The organism is Telmatospirillum sp. J64-1, assembly GCF_006980715.1.
In the GTDB taxonomy this organism is placed as follows: domain Bacteria; phylum Pseudomonadota; class Alphaproteobacteria; order Rhodospirillales; family Magnetospirillaceae; genus Oleiliquidispirillum; species Oleiliquidispirillum nitrogeniifigens.
Map to the genome: position 1 here is coordinate 63,036 of NZ_SBHN01000010.1, position 18,243 is coordinate 81,278.

Sequence of the window (18,243 nt, forward strand, 5' to 3'; positions counted from 1 at the left end):
ACTTGCCGACACGGATCGACATGCCAAGCGTGGCTCATAAGCGCGCCTGCCGGACGGAAAACCCATGAAACGCGAATCCCATGTGGCTTTCTGGTTGATCGGCGCGCTGGTCACCTTCCTGCTGCTCTACGTCCTGCGCGGGGTGCTGATGCCCTTCGTCGCGGGCATGGCCGTGGCCTATCTGCTCGACCCCTTGGCCGACCGGCTGGAAAAGCTGGGGCTGTCGCGCATCTGGGCGACGGTGGTCATCACCGCCAGCTTCTTCCTGATCGTCATCCTGGCGCTGGTGCTGCTGTTCCCGCTGATCCAGGCGCAGATCTTCTCCTTCGCGCACAGCGTTCCGGCCTATGCCGACCGCCTGGTGACGCGGGCCGAGCCCATGGTGGCGGCGCTGCTGGAACAGGTGGGGCCGGAGGAAGTCGCCCGCTTGCGGGCCACCGCCGCCGAATATGCCGGTACGGTCGCGGGCTGGCTGGTCGGCACGCTGCGTTCGCTGCTGGCCGGCGGGGCGGCCCTGGTCAACGTGCTGACCCTGTTCTTCATCACGCCCATCGTGGCCTTCTACCTGCTGCGCGACTGGGACCGGCTGACCCAGGCCGTGGACGGCTGGCTGCCCCGCGACCATGCCGACACCATCCGCGCCCAATTGCGCGAGATCGACGACCGCCTGTCGGGCTTCGTGCGCGGGCAGGCCCTGGTCTGCGTGGTGCTGGGCAGCTTCTATGCCATCGGCCTGACGGCGGTGGGGCTGGAAATGGGGCTGGTGGTCGGGCTGTTGTCGGGCCTGCTGTCCTTCGTGCCCTATCTGGGCAGCATCTTCGGCTTCGTCGCCAGCGTCGGCCTCGCCATCCTCCAGGCCCCCGACTGGGTGCTGCCGGTCCTGGCCGCAGGGATCTTCTTCACCGGCCAGATCATGGAAGGCAATTTCCTGACGCCCAAGCTGGTAGGCGAGCGGATCGGCCTGCATCCGGTCTGGGTGATCTTCGCCCTGCTGGCCGGGGGCGGGCTGTTCGGCTTCACCGGCCTGCTGCTGGCCGTGCCGGTGGCGGCGGTGATCGGCGTGCTGGCGCGCTTTGCCCTGCAACGCTATCTCGCCTCGCCCTTCTACAGCCGACGCACGGTGCAGGCGCCCTTGCCGCCTTCGGAGACGCCGCCGTGATCGAACCGCAATTGCCGCTGGACCTGGGCCACCGCCCGGCCTTGGGCGGGGCGGATTTCCTGATCTCGTCCTGCAATGCCGAGGCCGCCGCCTGGCTCGACCGCTGGCCCCATTGGCCGGGACCGGCGCTGGTGCTGCATGGCCCGGACGGCTGCGGCAAGACCCATCTCGCCAGCATCTTCGCCCAGCGCTCGGGCGCCAGGATGCTCGACCCGGCGCAACTGGGCGCGGTCGATCCCTTCCGCCTGTTCGAAACCGCCGCCGCCGCCGTGGTCGAGGACGCCGATTTGGGCGTGGACGAAGTGGGGCTGTTCCACCTCTATAACGCCGCCAAGGAATGCGGCGCTCATCTGCTGCTGACCGGACGGCTCGCCCCCGGCCTGTGGCAGATCGCCTTGCCCGATTTGCGCTCGCGCCTGCTCGCCGCCCATTCCGTGCGCATCCGTCCGCCGGACGACCGCATGATGGAGGCCCTGCTGGTCAAGCTCTTCGCCGATCGTCAGCTCAAGGTCGGACAGGATGTGGTGGCCTATCTCGCTACCCGCATGGAACGCTCCTTCGCCGCCGCGCGCGCCCTGGTCGCCCATGTCGATTCCGCCGCCCTGGCCGCCCATCGTGCGGTGACGGTGCCCTTCCTGCGCGAATTGCTCGACCGCGAGGAAGACGAACGGCAGGCCCGTTTGCCCTGGTGCTGAAGGGGCGGGCCGCCGCCCGCACCCGCTCGGGGCCTGGAGGCCCCGAACCCCCAGAAGATTCCTCCTGCGCGAACCGCAAGCTCCCATGGATTCCCGGGGCCATTCGCGCTTCGCCCTTTTTCCGGAAATCCTGGCTTTTCCAGGTTCAGGAAAGCGGTTCCTCCGACAGACTGCGATCCGCATGGGGACGTCTGCGGGAAAGGCGCTGTTTTCTTAGTGGAACCAAGAAGATAAGCTGTGGGGAGTCGCTCCCTCACGGGAGCGTGGATTGAAACGACGTCCATCTACGGGCAGAACTATGCTCAGGAGGTCGCTCCCTCACGGGAGCGTGGATTGAAACTGGTTCCATCAGCGCGGCCTATGCCCAAGCCGCAGGTCGCTCCCTCACGGGAGCGTGGATTGAAACGAGGATGCGGTGGCCGCCGCCGAGAAGGCATTCCAGTCGCTCCCTCACGGGAGCGTGGATTGAAACTATCCCTCTCGATCCTGGTCCGCTCAGCGCTTGGTCGCTCCCTCACGGGAGCGTGGATTGAAACATAATCGACGCCCTCCCGGAAACCGTACTTGGCGGTCGCTCCCTCACGGGAGCGTGGATTGAAACCGCCCTGCAGTGGACGGGGCCGGAGAGATGGCCGTGGTCGCTCCCTCACGGGAGCGTGGATTGAAACGATTCCCATGACGCCAATCTGGCCGAGGCCTTGTGTCGCTCCCTCACGGGAGCGTGGATTGAAACAACGAGGCCATCGACTTCCTGCGCCTGAAGGTCCGGTCGCTCCCTCACGGGAGCGTGGATTGAAACTACCTCATGCACCGCGAATGGCAGGACAACCCTGGTCGCTCCCTCACGGAGGCGTGGAGTGAAACGGGCACCCAGGCCAGTGATAGATCTTGCGGCCTGATCGCCCCCTCTCATGGGGTTCGGGGCCGGGCGGCAGCCCGCCGTCTCCCGCCTTTATTCCAGGTCCCGTGGCCGCACGAAGGAGGCTAGCCTGGCGCAGCCGGGTTTCACGTCGCGCCAGGTGGCAATCGGTAGTTCCAGCACGGACAGGGCGCCGCTGGGATATTTCTCGCGCAGGGTGGCAAGCGCGGTCTTGTCGCTGTCGCGGGAATTGGCGAGGCTGGAGGCCAGACGCTCGATGCCGGGATTGTGGCCGATGAGCATGACGGAATCCACGGCCTGGGGCAGGTCGCTCAGGCGGTCGAGCAGGTCGCTCCAGGCGGCTTCGTAGAGTCTGTCCTCGATCAGGATTTCCGTCTCGGGCAGCACGGTCTTCACGGCGGCCAGGGTCTCGCGGGTGCGTTGCGCGCCCGAGCACAGGATCAGGGCCGGGCGGATCCGGTTGCGGTCGATGTATCGCGCCATCGTGCGCGCCGCCTTTTGTCCCCGGGGATTCAGCGGGCGGTCGAAGTCGTCCAGGCTGGGATCGTCCCAGCTGGATTTCGCGTGGCGTAGCAGATACAGAAGCTTCATATTTCCGGAACCCGGCGACCATGACATTGGAGGGGCGAGCATATATAAATGACTTGCATCAAGCCATGGACATTGTGCCGGAGACAGACGTGACCGCAGCCGAGCCCGCCCAGACCCCGACCATCGATATGTCTTCGCCCGAGCGATTCATCAATCGGGAACTGTCATGGTTGGCTTTCAACACCCGCGTGCTGGAAGAGGCTTACAACCGGAGCCATCCCCTGCTGGAGCGGGTGCGTTTCCTGTCCATCTCGGCGGCCAATCTGGACGAATTCTACATGGTGCGCGTGGCCGGGCTGAAGGGCCAGGTCATGGCCGGCGTGGTCTCGCGCAGCCAGGAAGGGCTGACCCCTGCCCAGCAGTTGGCCGATATCCACCGCGAAGCGGCGGAACTGCTGCAGGAGCAGAAGAAGTGCTGGCGCAACCTGCGCCAGGAATTGTGCGAGGCCGGAATCTGGGTGGCCGAGATCGATGACCTCAGCCGCTCGGACCGCAAATGGCTGGAGACGCGCTTCATGGAGCATGTCTTCCCGGTCCTGACGCCGCTGGCCATCGACCCGGCCCATCCCTTCCCCTTCATCCCCAATCTGGGCGTGGCGATCGTGCTGCATCTGACCCGGCTCGAGGATGGCGAGGTGCTGCGCGCCCTGGTGCCGATCCATCAGCAGGTGCAGCGCTTCATCCGCCTGCCGGGCGAGGAAATCCGCTACGTGCTGCTGGAGGACATGATCAAGCTGTTCTTCGACCGCCTGTTCCCGGGCTTCAAGGTCGACGGCATGGGCATGTTCCGCGTCATCCGCGACAGCGAGATGGAAATCGACGAAGAGGCCGAGGACCTGGTGCGCGTCTTCGAAAGCGCGCTGAAGCGCCGCCGCCGGGGCCATTGCATCCGCCTGACGGTGAATGCGGACATCTCGGAAGACCTGCTGAAGATGGTCGTCGACGCCATGGGCGTGGACGAGGGCGACGTCTTCATGGTGGACGGGCTGCTGGGCATCGTCGACGTCAAGCAACTGATCACGGACGAGCGGCCCGACCTGCAATTCGTGCCCTATAACGCCCGCTTCCCCGAACGCATCCGCGATTTCGCCGGGGATTGCTTCGCGGCGATCCGCAAGAAGGACATCATCGTCCACCATCCCTTCGAAAGCTTCGACGTGGTGGTGCAATTCCTGCGGCAGGCGGCGCGCGATCCCAATGTGGTGGCGATCAAGCAGACGCTGTACCGCACCAGCCAGGACAGCCCCATCGTCAAGGCGCTGATCGAGGCGGCCGAGGCCGGCAAGTCGGTCACCGCCATGGTCGAATTGAAGGCGCGCTTCGACGAAGAGGCCAATATCCGCTGGGCGCGCGACCTGGAACGGGCGGGCTGCCAGGTGGTCTACGGCTTCATGGAGCTGAAGACCCATGCCAAGATTTCTCTGGTGGTGCGGCGCGAGGGCGGGGGGCTGCGCTCCTACGTCCATTTCGGCACGGGCAACTACCATCCCATCACGGCCAAGGTCTATACCGACCTGTCCTTCTTCACCACCGATCCGGCTTTGTGCCGCGATGCCCAGCGCACCTTCAACTACATGACCGGCTATGCGCTACCCGAGAAGCTGGAGAAGCTGCGCATCGCGCCGATCAGCCTGCGCGACACCATCCTGTCCTGCATCAAGGGCGAGATCGAATTCGCCCGCCAGGGCCGCCCGGCCTCGATCTGGGCGAAGATGAATTCGCTGGTCGACCCGAAACTGATCGACGCGCTTTACGAGGCCAGCCAGGCCGGCGTGCAGGTGGATCTGGTCGTGCGCGGTATCTGCTGCCTGCGTCCCGGCGTGCCCGGCCTGTCCGAGAACATCCGGGTCAAGTCCATCGTCGGGCGCTTCCTGGAGCATTCGCGCATCCTCTGCGTCGGCAACGGCTACAAGATGCCGTCGCGCTATGCCAAGGTCTTCATCTCCTCGGCGGACTGGATGCCGCGCAACATGGACTGGCGGGTCGAGGCGTTGGTGCCCATCGAGAATCCGACGGTGCACCGCCAGGTGTTGGAAGAAATCATGGTCGCCAATCTCAAGGACGTGGCGCAAAGCTGGGTGCTGGGCCCCGACGGCACCTTCACCCGCATGCCGCGCGACGACGATTCCTTCAGCGCCCATGTCTATTTCATGACCAATCCCAGCTTGTCGGGCATGGGCAGTGCGGGTGAACGGGTGCGTTCGGCGCGCCGTCCACAGCAGCCGGCATCCTGAGGCGCATGGTGCGGGTCAGGGGGGAACGCCGCCAGAAGCCGGTGGCCGTCGTCGATATCGGGTCCAATTCCATCCGCATGGTGGTCTATGACGGCTATTCGCGGACGCCGGTTCCGATCTTCAATGAAAAGGCCGTCTGCGCCCTGGGGGAGGGAATGGGGGCCAGCGGGCGTCTCAGTCCCAAGGGCGTACCGGCGGCCTTGGCGGCCATCGGGCGCTTCGTGCGGCTGGCGCGGGCGATGAAGGTGGAAAGCCTGGACATCCTGGCGACGGCGGCGGTCCGCGACGCCAGCGACGGGCGGGACTTCGTCGAGCGGGTGGAAAAGGAATACGACGTCCATGTGAAGGTGCTGTCGGGCGGGCAGGAAGCCAAGCTGGCGGCGCTGGGCGTGATCTGCGGCCATCCCGAGGCCGAAGGCATGGTCGCCGATCTGGGCGGCGGCAGCGTCGAACTGGTCGAGGTGCATGACGGCAGTTTCGGCAGGCATGCCACCTTGCCGCTGGGCGTGCTGCGCCTTCAGGAGGCCTCGGGCGGTAACCGCGCCAAGGCCAGCGACTATATCGACCGGCATCTCGCCTCGCTGCCCTGGCTGGTGCCGGGCAAGGCGAAGATGCTCTATGCCTCGGGCGGGGCATGGCGGGCGATCGCGCGCATCTGCATCGCCCAGACCGGCCATCCGCTGCTGGTCCTGGACAATTTCATGCTGGACCGGGCCGAGGCGCTGCGCATCATCGACCTGATCTCGCGCCAGAGCATCAAGTCGCTGGACAAGATCCCCGGCGTGCCGAAGAAGCGCGTGCCGACCCTGCCGCTGGCGGCCCTGCTGCTGGAAAAGGTGCTGTTGGCGATCGAGCCGGAAAAGCTGGTCTTTTCGGTCTACGGCATGCGCGAGGGGCAGTTCTTCAAGCGCCTGCCGGGCAAGATGCGCTCGCAGGACCCGCTGCTTTCCGCCTGTGTCGCCATGGCCCGCGAGGCCGGGCGCTTTTCCGAGCATGGCGGGGAAATCCTGTCCTGGATGGCGCCGCTCTTCCCGGAAGAGGAAGAGCCCAACCACCGCCGCCTGCGCCTGGCCGCCTGCCTGCTGGGCGACATCTTCTGGAACGAGCATCCCGATTATCGGGCCGAACAGGCCTTGCTGCGGCTGCTGCGTCTCCCCTTCATGGGGCTGGACCATCGCGACCGGGCGGAATTGGCCCTGTCGGTCTATTTCCGCTATGCCGGCAGCGAGGACAGCGCGGTCGCCAAACAGGCCTGCCGCCTGCTCGATGAGGAGGCGACCCGGCGCGCCCGCTTGGTCGGCATGGCCTTGCGCCTGGGCCACAGCGTCTCGGGCGGGCTGCCCCATCTGCTGCGCCGCACGGTCTTGCATGTCGACGGCAAAAGCTTGGTCCTCGATGTGCCCGGCGACGACCCCGCCTTCATGCCCGATATCTCGGACAAGCGTTTCGACAAGCTGGCCAAGGCCATCAACTGCGAGAGCTTCGAAATCAGGCGGGTCTAGCTTTATCAGGCTGCGGAAAAAGTCGGCTCTATCTGCTTCCATCGTCATTCCCGCGAGAGCGGGAATGACGATGGAAGCAGGAATGTCTCCGCGGCCTGTTATATCTTGCCCTCGCCGGGCCCGCCCCATGCTTCGAGACGCCGCCAGGGCGGCTTCTCAGCATGAGGCTAATTCGATAAATATCTCAACATGTTAAACCTCATGCTGAGGAGGCCCGCAGGGCCGTCTCGAAGCATGGCCGCTTTGCAGACTGAGACCCGCATAAGCGCATCACGATCGAGCCCCGCTCACGCTCCCGCCGCCGCTAATCTTTTGGGCGGGGCGGGTGTGTGCAGGGCATTTTCCGGCAGGACGATGGTGAAGACCGAGCCGCGTCCCAGGCGCGAGGCCACGGTGATCCGCAGGCCCAGCAGGTGCGCCATGCGCTGCACGATCGACAGGCCCAGCCCCAGCCCCTTGGTGCGGTCGCGCTCGGGATTGCCCAGCTGGTAGAAGTCCTCGAAGATCATGTCCAGCTTGTCGTCCGGGATGCCGCTGCCGGTATCCCAGACCTGGATCAGGACATTGCCACCGCTCTGGCGGCAGCCGATCAGGATGCCGCCCCGGTTGGTGTAGCGGAAGGCGTTGTTGACCAGGTTGCGCAGCATGCGCTTCAGCAGCACGCGGTCGGTCTCGACCATGACGGGCAGGCCGTGGATCTTCAGCCGCAGGCCCGATTGCTCGGCCATCTCGTAATATTCCTGGGCGATTTCCTCGATCAGCACGTCGAGGGGGAAGACCGAGGAATGGATCTTGATGGTGCCTGCCTCGAAGGAGGAGACATCCAGCAAGGAGGTCAGCAATTCCTCGCCGGCCTTCATGGCCTTGCTCAATCCTTCCAGGGCCTGGGCAGCCTTGGGCGGCAGGGAACTGAGTTCCAGCACCTGCTGATAGAGGTTCATCGCCTGGAAGGGCTGGCGCAAGTCGTGGCTGGCGGCGGCCAGGAAGCGGGACTTGGCGGTATCGGCGCGGGTGGCGGTCGCCACCGCCTCCTGCAGCTTGCGCCGCGCCTCCACTTCCGCGTCGATCCGCGCGGCGGCGCTGGTCAGGCCGATCAGCCGCCCCGTGGCGTCGGTCAGTGGGGCGGCGACCAAGTCGTAGTGATGCCAGACCTTGCGGCCCCGGGGCTGCAGGGAAATCTCGATCCGCCCGCTTTTGCCGGTCTGCAGGACATTCCGCAGGAAGTCCCGGATGCGGTCGGCGCTTTCGTCCTCGTAAAAATCGTAATGGGTCTTGCCCGCCAGTTCGGGCAGGTGACGACCGGAATTGGAATGATAGAACCAGGTGTAGCGCAGGTCGGTGTCGAAGCTGGCGACCGAGATGCCGCGCAGATGCAGCGCGGTGATGAAGCGTTCCTGGTTGATATGCATCTCCTCGTCCTTGGCGCGCTTTTCGGCCAGGGCGCGCCTGCGGATGCTGCGCGCGATGCCCAGGGACAGGACCAGGGACAGGCTCGAGGCCAGCAGGCCGACGATGCCGACGACGACGATGCTCTGGCGCAGCGGAGCCCAGAAGGCGGTCGGGGTCGTCCCCATGGCGACCCACCATCCGGTATCGGGCGATTGCTGCAATACCGCCAGGACTTCGCGGTTGTCGCCCAGGAAGACCGGCGTCACCCCCGGCTGGGAGGAGGTGGCCTTGTGCCACCACGAGGAATTGGCAGGCTGGCCGATCAGGTCGTTATTCGTCGAATCGGCGACGATGGAGAAATCGGGCGTGAAGATGCTGACGAGGCGCCCCGAGGGCAGTTCCTGGTCCTGCAGGATCTGGATGAATTTCTCCGGGCGCACGGTGGCCGAGACGACATACCGGACCTCGTCCCGGATGATCACCGGCGCGCGCACGGGGATCGAGATGGCCTCGAAGAAGCGTCCGCGCTGCACCATGGGGCCGACGACCGGCCTTTGGCTTTCGGCCGCCTGACGGATGCTGTCCCCCTCGATATGGAAGAACAGCGGGTCGGGCTTCAGCGGATAGAGGGTGTTGACATATTGCTGTTCCCCCTGGGGATCGGTGACTACCACATTGCCCCAACTGCTTTCCAGGGCCTGGAAGCGCAGCGCCACCTGATAGAAGGCGGGGAAGTCGCCGGTATCGAGATAGGGCGAGGAAGCCAGCCCCTGGACCAGCAGGATCTGCTTCTCAAGCTCGCGGTCCACGGCGGTCAGGACGGCGCGGGTGGTGGCCTGCAACTCGTCTTCCATCATCGTCTGCTGGCGTTCGACCAGGACGAAGACGGCGGCTGTCGCAGAGACGAGGATCGGAGCGACAGCCGCAACCACCAAAGTGGCCAGAGATGCCGTCCAGCTTGCCCCCGGTGTCACAGAGCCCCCAGTGTCATTCCTAATTTTCCGAGCTCTTCTGCTCATAGCATAGCACTGCCGCCTTGTGCCAAACAGCTTTCCTCATTGGGCAAGAGAGGAAGGCACCTATACCCTATCGCCAGGGAATCTTATTCCCGGGCCTTCCCCGGCGCGGGGCGAAGGGATGGGAAGCGGCCCCCAAAGGGGATGGCCATGAGTCGGGTATAGCCGCCCCTTCCATGCGGGGGAAAGGCTTGACCTGCCGGGAATGTCGTCCATGAGCGGCTCCGTCCACGCCATGAGGAAGAAAGCCTATTCTCTCATAAGTAGATTAAAAGAGTCTCTTTCTCATGGTGGGGCGGCGGCTAGTGCGGGCGGCGAATGAAGCCCTCCATCGTCCTGGCCAGGGCATAGCCCGCGAAAGCCATGGGGGTATTCGCCATCCTGCTGGCCAGATTGCCAGCGCTGTTGACGGCGGGGGTGGAGACGAAGCGGGTATAGAGGCTGTCGCCGATCACCAGCGGATGGTCGCCCCGTTCCTGGCCGCCGGTGGTGCTGTTATAGAGATTGGGGTGGCGGTTGAGGTCCGGCTGATCGCTTTGTTGCAGGCGGAACATGCTGGCTTCCAGCAATTGCTCGGTGGCCGGAAGGGACAGCCGCCCGGCGAGCGAGAACATCTGCGCCACCTCGCCGATCAGCAGCTCGCGCATCGGCTGCTGCGCCGCTTGCAGGACCGATTGCGCCACCAGCCGGGGCAGATAGGCCGGCGGCGGCAGGATGGGTTTGACCGGCAGGTAATTGGTGGCATGTTCCTGGAGCGGCGTATCGACCGCGGCAGGCTTGACCAGGGTCACGGAAACCGGCGCACCGTCATGCTGCAATTCCATGCGCAGGGTCTCGGTGAAGGCCTTGATGGCATGTTTGGTGGCGTTGTAGGGGCCGTGCAGCGGGGCGGGAATGTCGCTGAGCATGCTGCCCATGTTGATCAAGGCCCCGCCGCGCTGGCGCAGATGGGGCAAGGCGGTCAGAGAGCCGTGGACGACGCCCCAGTAATTGGTTTCGAACAGGCGGCGGTGATCGGCCAGGCTGACCTCCTCGGTCTTGCCGAAGATCGTCGTGCCGGCATTGTTGAACCAGGTATCGAAGCCGCCGAAGCGTATGACCGCTTGTTCGGCGATGTGGCGGACCTCCGCCTCGTGGCTGACATCCGCCTTGACGGCAAGGGCCGATCCGCCGGCGGCTTCGATCTCGGCGACCAGTTGGTCGAGGGCCGCCTCGTTGCGCGCCGCGACGACCACGCGGGCGCCCGCCGCACCGGCTTCCCGTGCCGTGGCGAGGCCGATGCCGCTGCTTGCCCCGGTGATGACGATGGTCTGTTCCGTAAGAGGCTTGAGTCGCACTGCATCCTCCATGGCCGATGCCGTCTTCTTTTCCGAGCCGGGTCCCGCGTACAGGGAAGGGACTTAGGAAGAACCCCGTGGGAAGGGCAGTGGTTCGCGAGATTCGGCGGAGGTCGGGGTTAAGGAAGAAACCGCCCGGGGCGGTCCTCCCCGGGCGGCTGTCCTGCTTGGGATTTCAGGAAAGGACGGGCCGTCAGTGGGCCGTCTTTTCCACCATGGTCGGATTGACTTCATTCACCGCCAGGTCGGTCATCATCTTGTCGAAGTTCTTGCCCTCTTGCAGGGCCTTCTGGAACACTTTTTCCGCCGAATCATGACCCAGGCTGCGGCTGAGGGCCGCCGCCGTGCCCCAGGCCGCGATGCAGTAATGTTCCAACTTCTGCACCGCGGCAATCAGCGCCGTGTCCATCACTTCGGTGCTCTTGATGGATTCGGCCAGCTGCTGCGCGTCTTCGATCAGCCCTTCCATCGCCAGGTTCTTCTGGCGCCCCTTGGACAGGTTCAATTCCTCGAAGACTTGATCCACGTCTTCGAGCAGGCGGCGGCTTTGCTCGACCCGTTCCTGCAGGCACTCCTTGACCTTGTCGGTATGCACGGATTTCGTCAGGCGCGGCAGGGCCCGTGAAAGCTGCTTCTCGGCGCTGTAGATTTCGCGCAGTTCAAGCATCAGAAGGTCCTGGGCGGAGTTGATGTTCATGAAAATGCTCCCGTGTTTTAGCCATCCGTCCGACTAACCCGAAAGCATGGTGGTGGGTTCCTGGGCGAGAGGACCTCATCCTTTTTCTCAGGAGGAGGCCCCTGATGAAGAAGAGCGTTCCTCCTCCAGTGGGGCGGCTTCCTTCCGGTCGGTACGGCGCTTGCAGGAAGTGCGGTTGACCAGACGGATGCCGAGGGCGACCAGCAGGAAGGCTGCCAGCAGCTTCAGGGTCACCGGCTCGTCCAGCAGCAGGGCGCCGGCGATGATGCCGAAAAGCGGCGTCAGGAAGGAAAAGGCGGCAAGACGCCCGGCGGGATAGCGGCCGATCAGCCAGAACCAGCAGAAATAGCTGATGAAGGCGATGCCGACGACCTGATAGACGATCGCCAGCCAAGTGACGGGCGCCAGGTCCAGAGGCGCCTGGGGCCAGCTTTCGCCGACCAAAAGGGAGGCCGGTGGCAGGATCAGTGCCGAGACGGCGAGCTGATAGAACAGGGTCTTCGACGCCGGAATGACGGACAGGCGCGAGGCCCGGATCAGGATGGTGGTCGCGCCCCAGAAGACGGCGGCCAGCAGGATCAGGGCATCGCCGAACATCTGGTCGTAGGTCGGCAGGCTCAGGCCGTCGGCGAAGACGACGGCGACGCCGGAAAAGGCGCAGACCAGCCCCACGGCCTGGATGCGGTCGAGCTGCTCGCCCGGCACCAGCAGGTGAACCCCCAGCGCCACCACGAAAGGCGAGGTGTAGAGGAAGAGAATGGCGCGCGAGGCCGAGGTGTAGTTCAGGCCGGAATAGAGCAGCAGGAATTCCACACCGAACAGCACGCCCGCCCATAAGCCGGGCCACAGGCTGCCGTCCCGGCTGAACAGGTTCTGCCCGCGCAGCCTGGCCCAGAACAGGACCAGAAGGCTTGCGCCGATCGACCGCACGGCCGCCTGGAAGATCGGCGGCGCCTCGGCCATGGCGAACTTGATGGCGACGGATTGCAGCCCCCAGGCCGCGCAAAGCGCGACCATCATGGAAACGGCAAGGGTATCGAGATGGGTATGGCGGGATGTCATGGCGGCACATTAGGTCAAGAAGGGTGCCATCGCCAGAGTGGGAATCGAGGGCGAAATGGACGGCGAAAGGTCTTCCGCGACGCAATGGCTGCTAGAGAGGGAAAGGCGGGGCGTCGCCTCGGCCGAGGCCTTGGATTTCTTCGATGCGCAGCCGCCCGCCCGGATCGCGGACTGTCTCGGCCGCTGGCGTGGGGGCGGACTGCATACCGGCCATCCCATGGACGGCCTGCTGGAGGCTTTGGGCTGGTACGGCAAGGAGATGCTGGATGCGGAACGGGTCCATCCGCTGCTGTTCCAGGGCAGGGACGGCGCGGTCTTCCCGCTCAATCCCGCCCTGATGCCGGTGAGCCTGGCGCAATTGGCGCCCGGCCTCGCCCAGGGGCGGGGGATCCAGGCTGCCTTCGCTGTGTCGCGCCGCCTGCTGCGGACATCCCGGCCCAAGGCGCGGTTGCGGATGATGGAGCATCGCGGCGTGGTCACGGCGGCGATGATCTATGACGACCTGCCCATCTGCGATCTCTTCCGCAGGATCGACCGGAACACTCTGCTGGGCGTGATGGACCTGCGCGGCATGGAGCGTCCCTTCTTCTTCACTCTGCGGCGGGAAGAGCCCGATTCCTCCGGTCAGCGCGAGTAATAGGCGTGATCGAGGGTGAAGAGGTCCTTCATGTGATCGGCCAAGCGCAGAGCCAGGGCGACGATGGTGAAGGTGGGATTGCCCGCGCCCGATGTGGGAAAGACCGAACTGCCGGCGATGAAGAGGTTGTGGACCGAATGGACGCGGCAATCGGCGTCGACCACGCCCTTTCTCGGATCTTCCGACATCCGTGTCGTGCCCATGTGATGGTTGCCGCCATATAGATCCGGCGGAAAGCTGGGCCGTTCCTCGCGCAGCCAGTCGGCGACGCGCACCCGGCCCAGTCCCAGCCGGGCGATCTCGGCACCGACCAATTTGGTAAAGACCGAGATCGTCTCGCAATCGATGTCGTTGAGCTTCCAGTGCAGATGCGGGCGGCGCAGTCCCAGGGAGTCGCGGTCATGGCTGAGCAGGATGCGGCTTTCGGGATCGGGCAATTGTTCGCTGCGGGCGAAGAGCGGGGCCGAATGGGTCAGGGACAGGGGGCCCGGACCATAGCGGAGCAACCGGCCGGGCAAGGGGATGGGGTGCTCCGCCTGTATGGGCAGGATGTCGCCGAGCATGATGCTGGTATTGAGGATCCGCGCGCGCCGCTGGAAGTCTTCCGCCGGAAACAGCCCTGCCAGGAAGACGACTTCCTCATGCTCATGGGGTTGCAGTCCTTGCAGGCGATCGTGCAGCAGGCTGCCGACGAAGACCTCGCCGACCGGAATATGCGGATGTTCCTGAAAATAGCGTCCCACCAGATCGTGGCGGTTGCCCAGCCCCGCCGTCTCCACGCTGTCCGATAACAACAGCAGCCGGGCGTTCTCGATGCCGCCGCAGGCCAGGATGTAATATTGCGCCTGGACCCGGGCGGTCTTGCCTTCCAGGGTGGACACCCTCAGGTGATCGACGGCCTGGGCATTTTCCGTGGCCTCGATGCTGGTGACATTGGCGTGGAGGATGACCTCGACATTGTCGGCCAGCTCCAGGGCCGGACGATAGGCGGTGCTGAAGGAGACCGGCATGTCCCAGGGCTCTACTTGGCTGACCTGCCAGAAACGCCGCTGGATCAGGGCGGGGTCGAAGGCCGGGAGCGGCGGGTCTTCCGGCCATGGCGCCCGGTCGTAGGCATAGCTGGCCAGGCGGCAGAGATGCTGCGCCCGCTCATAGAAGGGATGCAGATGCTCGGCGGAGAAGGGCCAGCCGCTGTCCTTGAGCCAGGGGCGGGGCTTGAAGTCGATGTCCATCAAGGGCGTGCACCAGCCGCTCCAATGATTGGTGGAACCGCCGAAATAGCGCAGTCGCGTGGCGTCCAGGGGGAAATAGGGCTGTCCGGTCGTTATGCCTTCGTAGAGCGTCTGAGTCGGCGGGTCGTAATCCACCCCGCCGCTTTCCAGCAGGCAGACCGACAGGCCGCTGCCGATCAGTTCATGGGCGATGGTGATCCCCGCGGCCCCGCCGCCGATGATGCAGATGTCGGCGAGGATCGGCTGGTCGCTGTCGCGGGTGCGGAGATCGGAAATCATGAGATGGCCCGAACGGACAGGGCGGCCCAGACGCAGGCGCCCGCTTCCGTCGGGGTCATGACCCAGCCGTCCACAAGCTGGACCTTGCCCCCCTGAAGGTCGCGCCGCGAGGTCTTGGCGAAATATTCGGCCAGACGCGAGGGCGGGCTTTGCTGGCCGAGGGGCAGGGCGGCCCATTCCAGGGGCGGTTTTGCCTTGCCCTCATGCTGGTCGAGGTAATGCCGCCCGAGATGAATGGCCTGAAGAGGGTCGAGAAAGATGTCGCTCAATCCCTCGGTATCGAGCGGGAATGCGGCGGCATCCTGCCCTTCCAGCACTTTGCCGACGGAAGCAGGAAAGGCTGTCATGAGGGCACAGGCGGAAGCGCTGAAAAGGAAATCTCTTCTCTTCATCGGCTTCGGATTCGAATCCATAAGATGTGCCAGATAAACACGCTCTCCGCTAAATCGTTTCAGGATTCTTACAGAACTATACGAAAAGGACGACAGATTAAGTCCTTCGGGAGTCTCTTCCGGAGGAGCAGCCTGTCCTTGCAAGACAGAAAAAAAAGCCCCTAGCGGCTGGGAATGCGCTAGGGGCGGCAGAAGGAGAATTTGTGGAGCAGGCTTGGTCGGGGCCGGTGGAGATGCGAACCGTTTAATATCGCTGCTGCGGGAATCCCGATGGAAACAGGAGTTTTTCCAGCCTGTCAGATGTAGCCGCGTTCCCGCAGCATCGCGACCACCTTCTCGGCGGCGTCTTCCGCCGAGATTTCCTGGGTGCGGATGACCAATTCCGGGGTCTCCGGCGGTTCGTAGGCCGAATCGATGCCGGTGAAGTTGGCGAGCTTGCCGGCGCGGGCCTTCTTGTACAGGCCCTTGGGGTCGCGCTTTTCGCATTCCTCCAGCGGGGTGTCGATGAACACCTCGATGAATTCGCCTTCGCCCATCAATTCGCGGGCCATCCGCCGTTCCGCCCGGAAGGGCGAGATGAAGGCGGTGATGGTGATCATCCCGGCATCGACGAAGAGCTTGGCGACCTCGCCGATGCGGCGGATGTTCTCTACACGGTCGGCCTCGGTGAAGCCCAGATCCTTGTTCAGGCCATGGCGCACATTGTCGCCGTCCAGCACATAGGTGTGGCGGCCCAGGGCGTGGAGTTTCTTCTCCACCAGATTGGCGATGGTGGACTTGCCCGAGCCCGAGAAGCCGGTGAACCACAGCACGCAGGGCGACTGGCCCTTCAGCTTGGCGCGGGCTTCCTTGTCCACGTCCAGCTTGTGCCAGGCCAGGTTGGTTGCGCGGCGCAGGCCGAAGGCGATCATCCCGGCGCCCACCGTGGCATTGGTGAAGCGGTCGATCAGGATGAACCCGCCCATGTCGCGGTTCTGCTCGTAAGGATCGAAGGCGACGGCATGGTCGAGGGCCAGGTTGCAGAAGGCCAGTTCGTTCAGGTCCAGCGCCTTGCCCGCCAGATGTTCCAGCGTGTTGACGTTGATCTTGTATTTGAGCTCGGTCACCTCGGCCGGGACCGTCACCGCGCCGATGCGCAGCAGGTACTGACGGCCGGGCAGCATGGGCTCGGTGCCCATCCACAGCAGATGGGCGGCGAACTGGTCGCTGACCTCGGCGGGCTGGTCGGCCAGGGCGATGACGTCGCCGGCAGCGATGTCGATTTCGTCGGCCAGGGTCAGGGTCACGGCATCACCGGCGACGGCTTCGTCCAAATCGCCGTCGAAGGTGACGATGCGCTGGACGCTGCTCTGGCGCATCGAGGGCAGGACGACGATGCGGTCGCCCGGACGCACCTTGCCGCCGACCACGGTGCCGGCATAGCCGCGGAAATCCTGGTTGGGGCGGTTGACCCACTGGACCGGCATGCGGAAGGGCTTGGCGGTGTCGTCGCTGGTGACATCGACGGTTTCGAGATGGCTGAGCAGGGTCGGCCCGTCATACCAGGGCATGTTCCGGCTCTGCTGCAGCACATTGTCGCCGGTCAGGGCCGACATGGGGATGGGCTGCACGTTCGGGATGCCCACCTGCTTGGCGAATTCGGCGAATTCGGCGGCGATTTCCTCGAAGCGCGCCTGGCTGTATTCCACCAGGTCCATCTTGTTGACAGCCAGCACCACATGGCGGATGCCCAGCAGGCCGACGATCATGGAATGGCGTCGGGTCTGGGTCAGCACGCCCTTGCGGGCATCGACCAGGATGACGGCCAGCTGGGCCGTCGAGGCGCCGGTCGCCATGTTTCGGGTATATTGTTCGTGGCCGGGCGTGTCGGCGACGACGAATTTGCGGCGGTTGGTGGCGAAGAAGCGATAGGCGACATCGATGGTGATGCCCTGTTCGCGTTCCGCCTGCAGGCCGTCCACCAGCAGCGCCAGGTCGATCTGGCCGCCGGTGGTGCCGATTCGGCGGCTGTCGGCTTCGAGCTGCGCCAGCTGGTCCTCGAAGATCATCTTCGAGTCGTAGAGCAGCCGTCCGATCAGGGTGCTCTTGCCGTCATCGACGCTGCCGCAGGTGATGAAGCGAAGCAGGCCCAGATCGCCCTGTTGTTCCAGATAGGCGGCCAGTTCAGCCGTGGCGCGGGACTGTAGGGTCATCAGAAATAACCTTCCTGCTTCTTCTTCTCCATCGACCCGGCCTGGTCCTTGTCGATCAGGCGGCCATGGCGTTCGGAGGTGCGCGAGACCATCATCTCGGTGATGATCCCGGCCAAGTCCTCGGCCTCGGAGTCCACCGCGGCGGTCAGAGGATAGCATCCCAGCGTGCGGAAGCGGACCTTGCGCATCTGCGGCACTTCGCCCGGTTGCAGGGGCAGGCGGTCGTCATCGACCATGATCCACTGGCCGTCGCGCTGGACCACCGGGCGAGGGGCGGAGAAGTAGAGCGGCACGACGGGGATGTCCTGGGCGTGGATGTACTGCCAGATATCCAGTTCGGTCCAGTTGGACAGCGGGAAGGCGCGTACGCTTTCGCCCTTGGCGACGCGGCCGTTATAGACCCGCCACAATTCCGGGCGCTGGTTGCGCGGGTCCCAACGATGGGCGCGGGTGCGGAAGGAGAAGACGCGCTCCTTGGCGCGCGAGGCCTCCTCGTCGCGGCGCGCCCCGCCGAAGGCGACATCGAAGCCGTAGGCATCCAGGGCCTGCTTCAGGGCCTGGGTCTTCATGATGTCGGTATAGAGCGCCGAACCGTGGTCGAAGGGATTGATGCCGCGAGCCAGTCCTTCGGGATTGGTATAGGCGATCAGCTGCATTCCGGCCTCGCGCGCCATGCGGTCGCGGAAGGCGATCATTTCCCGGAATTTCCAGGTCGTGTCGATATGCATCAGCGGAAAGGGCGGCGGCGCGGGATAGAAGGCCTTGCGCGCCAGATGCAGCATCACCGAGGAATCCTTGCCGATCGAATAGAGCATGACCGGGTTGGAGAATTGGGCAGCGACCTCGCGGATGATGTGGATGCTCTCGGCCTCGAGTTGCTTGAGGTGTGCCAGCATCGGGGTCTTTCTTTATTCGCTAAGGTGAAGAGATACGGAAGGAAATTGGAACG

Annotated in this window: 14 protein-coding genes and 1 CRISPR repeat array; of the genes, 5 read left to right on the forward strand and 9 right to left on the reverse strand. The window is 64.7% G+C overall.

Annotated elements, in window-relative coordinates; all coding sequences use genetic code 11:
* The first annotated feature begins 64 nt into the window (after nucleotides 1-64).
* Nucleotides 65-1,159, forward strand: a complete 1,095-nt coding sequence (locus EPD66_RS11270) for an AI-2E family transporter (RefSeq protein WP_142848608.1) — start codon at nucleotides 65-67, stop codon at nucleotides 1,157-1,159.
* Nucleotides 1,156-1,854: a DnaA ATPase domain-containing protein gene (locus EPD66_RS11275; RefSeq protein ID WP_142848609.1), complete on the forward strand. Its 699-nt coding sequence runs from the start codon at nucleotides 1,156-1,158 to the stop codon at nucleotides 1,852-1,854. Before EPD66_RS11270 ends, EPD66_RS11275 begins: the two co-directional genes overlap by 4 nt.
* A 244-nt stretch (nucleotides 1,855-2,098) precedes the next feature.
* A CRISPR array of direct repeats spans nucleotides 2,099-2,718; the repeat unit is 31 nt; unit sequence GTCGCTCCCTCACGGGAGCGTGGATTGAAAC.
* A gap of 88 nt (nucleotides 2,719-2,806) precedes the next feature.
* On the opposite strand, the gene EPD66_RS11280 is transcribed toward EPD66_RS11275, so the two are convergent.
* Nucleotides 2,807-3,325 (reverse strand): histidine phosphatase family protein, encoded by a 519-nt coding sequence (locus EPD66_RS11280; RefSeq protein ID WP_255448451.1) that lies wholly within the window; start codon nucleotides 3,323-3,325, stop codon nucleotides 2,807-2,809.
* Between the two features lie 65 nt (nucleotides 3,326-3,390).
* On the opposite strand from EPD66_RS11280, the gene EPD66_RS11285 reads away from it, so the two are divergent.
* Both EPD66_RS11285 and EPD66_RS11290 read left to right on the forward strand, forming a co-directional pair.
* Complete coding sequence (locus EPD66_RS11285; protein ID WP_142848611.1) at nucleotides 3,391-5,559, forward strand: RNA degradosome polyphosphate kinase; 2,169 nt, start codon at nucleotides 3,391-3,393, stop codon at nucleotides 5,557-5,559.
* 5 nt (nucleotides 5,560-5,564) lie between these two features.
* Nucleotides 5,565-7,061: a Ppx/GppA family phosphatase gene (locus EPD66_RS11290; RefSeq protein ID WP_142848612.1), complete on the forward strand. Its 1,497-nt coding sequence runs from the start codon at nucleotides 5,565-5,567 to the stop codon at nucleotides 7,059-7,061.
* Nucleotides 7,062-7,348: 287 nt separating this feature from the next.
* Here the strand turns inward: EPD66_RS11290 and EPD66_RS11295 are convergent, their stop codons facing one another.
* The 4 genes from EPD66_RS11295 to EPD66_RS11310 all read right to left on the reverse strand — a co-directional run bounded on the left by EPD66_RS11295 (nucleotide 7,349) and on the right by EPD66_RS11310 (nucleotide 12,562).
* A complete protein-coding gene (locus EPD66_RS11295; protein ID WP_185961368.1) occupies nucleotides 7,349-9,382 on the reverse strand; it encodes a PAS domain-containing sensor histidine kinase in 2,034 nt (677 codons plus the stop codon).
* 386 nt (nucleotides 9,383-9,768) lie between these two features.
* Nucleotides 9,769-10,803, reverse strand: coding sequence for an SDR family oxidoreductase (locus EPD66_RS11300; RefSeq protein WP_221930961.1), 1,035 nt, complete (start codon nucleotides 10,801-10,803; stop codon nucleotides 9,769-9,771).
* Between the two features lie 193 nt (nucleotides 10,804-10,996).
* Nucleotides 10,997-11,500 carry a ferritin-like domain-containing protein gene (locus EPD66_RS11305; protein ID WP_142848615.1) on the reverse strand — a complete coding sequence of 168 codons (504 nt, stop codon included), beginning with the start codon at nucleotides 11,498-11,500 and terminating at the stop codon, nucleotides 10,997-10,999.
* Nucleotides 11,501-11,587: 87 nt separating this feature from the next.
* Nucleotides 11,588-12,562, reverse strand: a complete 975-nt coding sequence (locus EPD66_RS11310) for a DMT family transporter (RefSeq protein ID WP_142848616.1) — start codon at nucleotides 12,560-12,562, stop codon at nucleotides 11,588-11,590.
* A gap of 55 nt (nucleotides 12,563-12,617) precedes the next feature.
* Here EPD66_RS11310 and EPD66_RS11315 point away from each other — a divergent pair, with 55 nt between their 5' ends.
* The gene (locus EPD66_RS11315; protein ID WP_142848617.1) at nucleotides 12,618-13,199 is read left to right on the forward strand and encodes a DUF4334 domain-containing protein; all 582 of its coding nucleotides are present in this window, start codon (nucleotides 12,618-12,620) and stop codon (nucleotides 13,197-13,199) included.
* Here EPD66_RS11315 and EPD66_RS11320 read toward each other — a convergent pair.
* The 4 genes from EPD66_RS11320 to cysD form a co-directional block, all read right to left on the reverse strand.
* Nucleotides 13,187-14,710, reverse strand: a complete 1,524-nt coding sequence (locus tag EPD66_RS11320) for an FAD-dependent oxidoreductase (protein WP_185961369.1) — start codon at nucleotides 14,708-14,710, stop codon at nucleotides 13,187-13,189. The two genes, EPD66_RS11315 and EPD66_RS11320, sit on opposite strands and share 13 nt — an antisense overlap.
* Nucleotides 14,707-15,057 carry a hypothetical protein gene (locus tag EPD66_RS24045; protein ID WP_185961370.1) on the reverse strand — a complete coding sequence of 117 codons (351 nt, stop codon included), beginning with the start codon at nucleotides 15,055-15,057 and terminating at the stop codon, nucleotides 14,707-14,709. The genes EPD66_RS11320 and EPD66_RS24045 overlap by 4 nt, the downstream gene beginning before the upstream one ends.
* Nucleotides 15,058-15,398: 341 nt before the next feature.
* A complete protein-coding gene (gene cysN, locus EPD66_RS11325; RefSeq protein ID WP_142848619.1) occupies nucleotides 15,399-17,294 on the reverse strand; it encodes a sulfate adenylyltransferase subunit CysN in 1,896 nt (631 codons plus the stop codon).
* On the reverse strand, nucleotides 17,294-18,187 hold the full coding sequence (gene cysD, locus EPD66_RS11330) for a sulfate adenylyltransferase subunit CysD (RefSeq protein WP_255448456.1): 894 nt from the start codon (nucleotides 18,185-18,187) through the stop codon (nucleotides 17,294-17,296). The genes cysN and cysD overlap by 1 nt, the downstream gene beginning before the upstream one ends.
* Nucleotides 18,188-18,243: the final 56 nt, after the last annotated feature.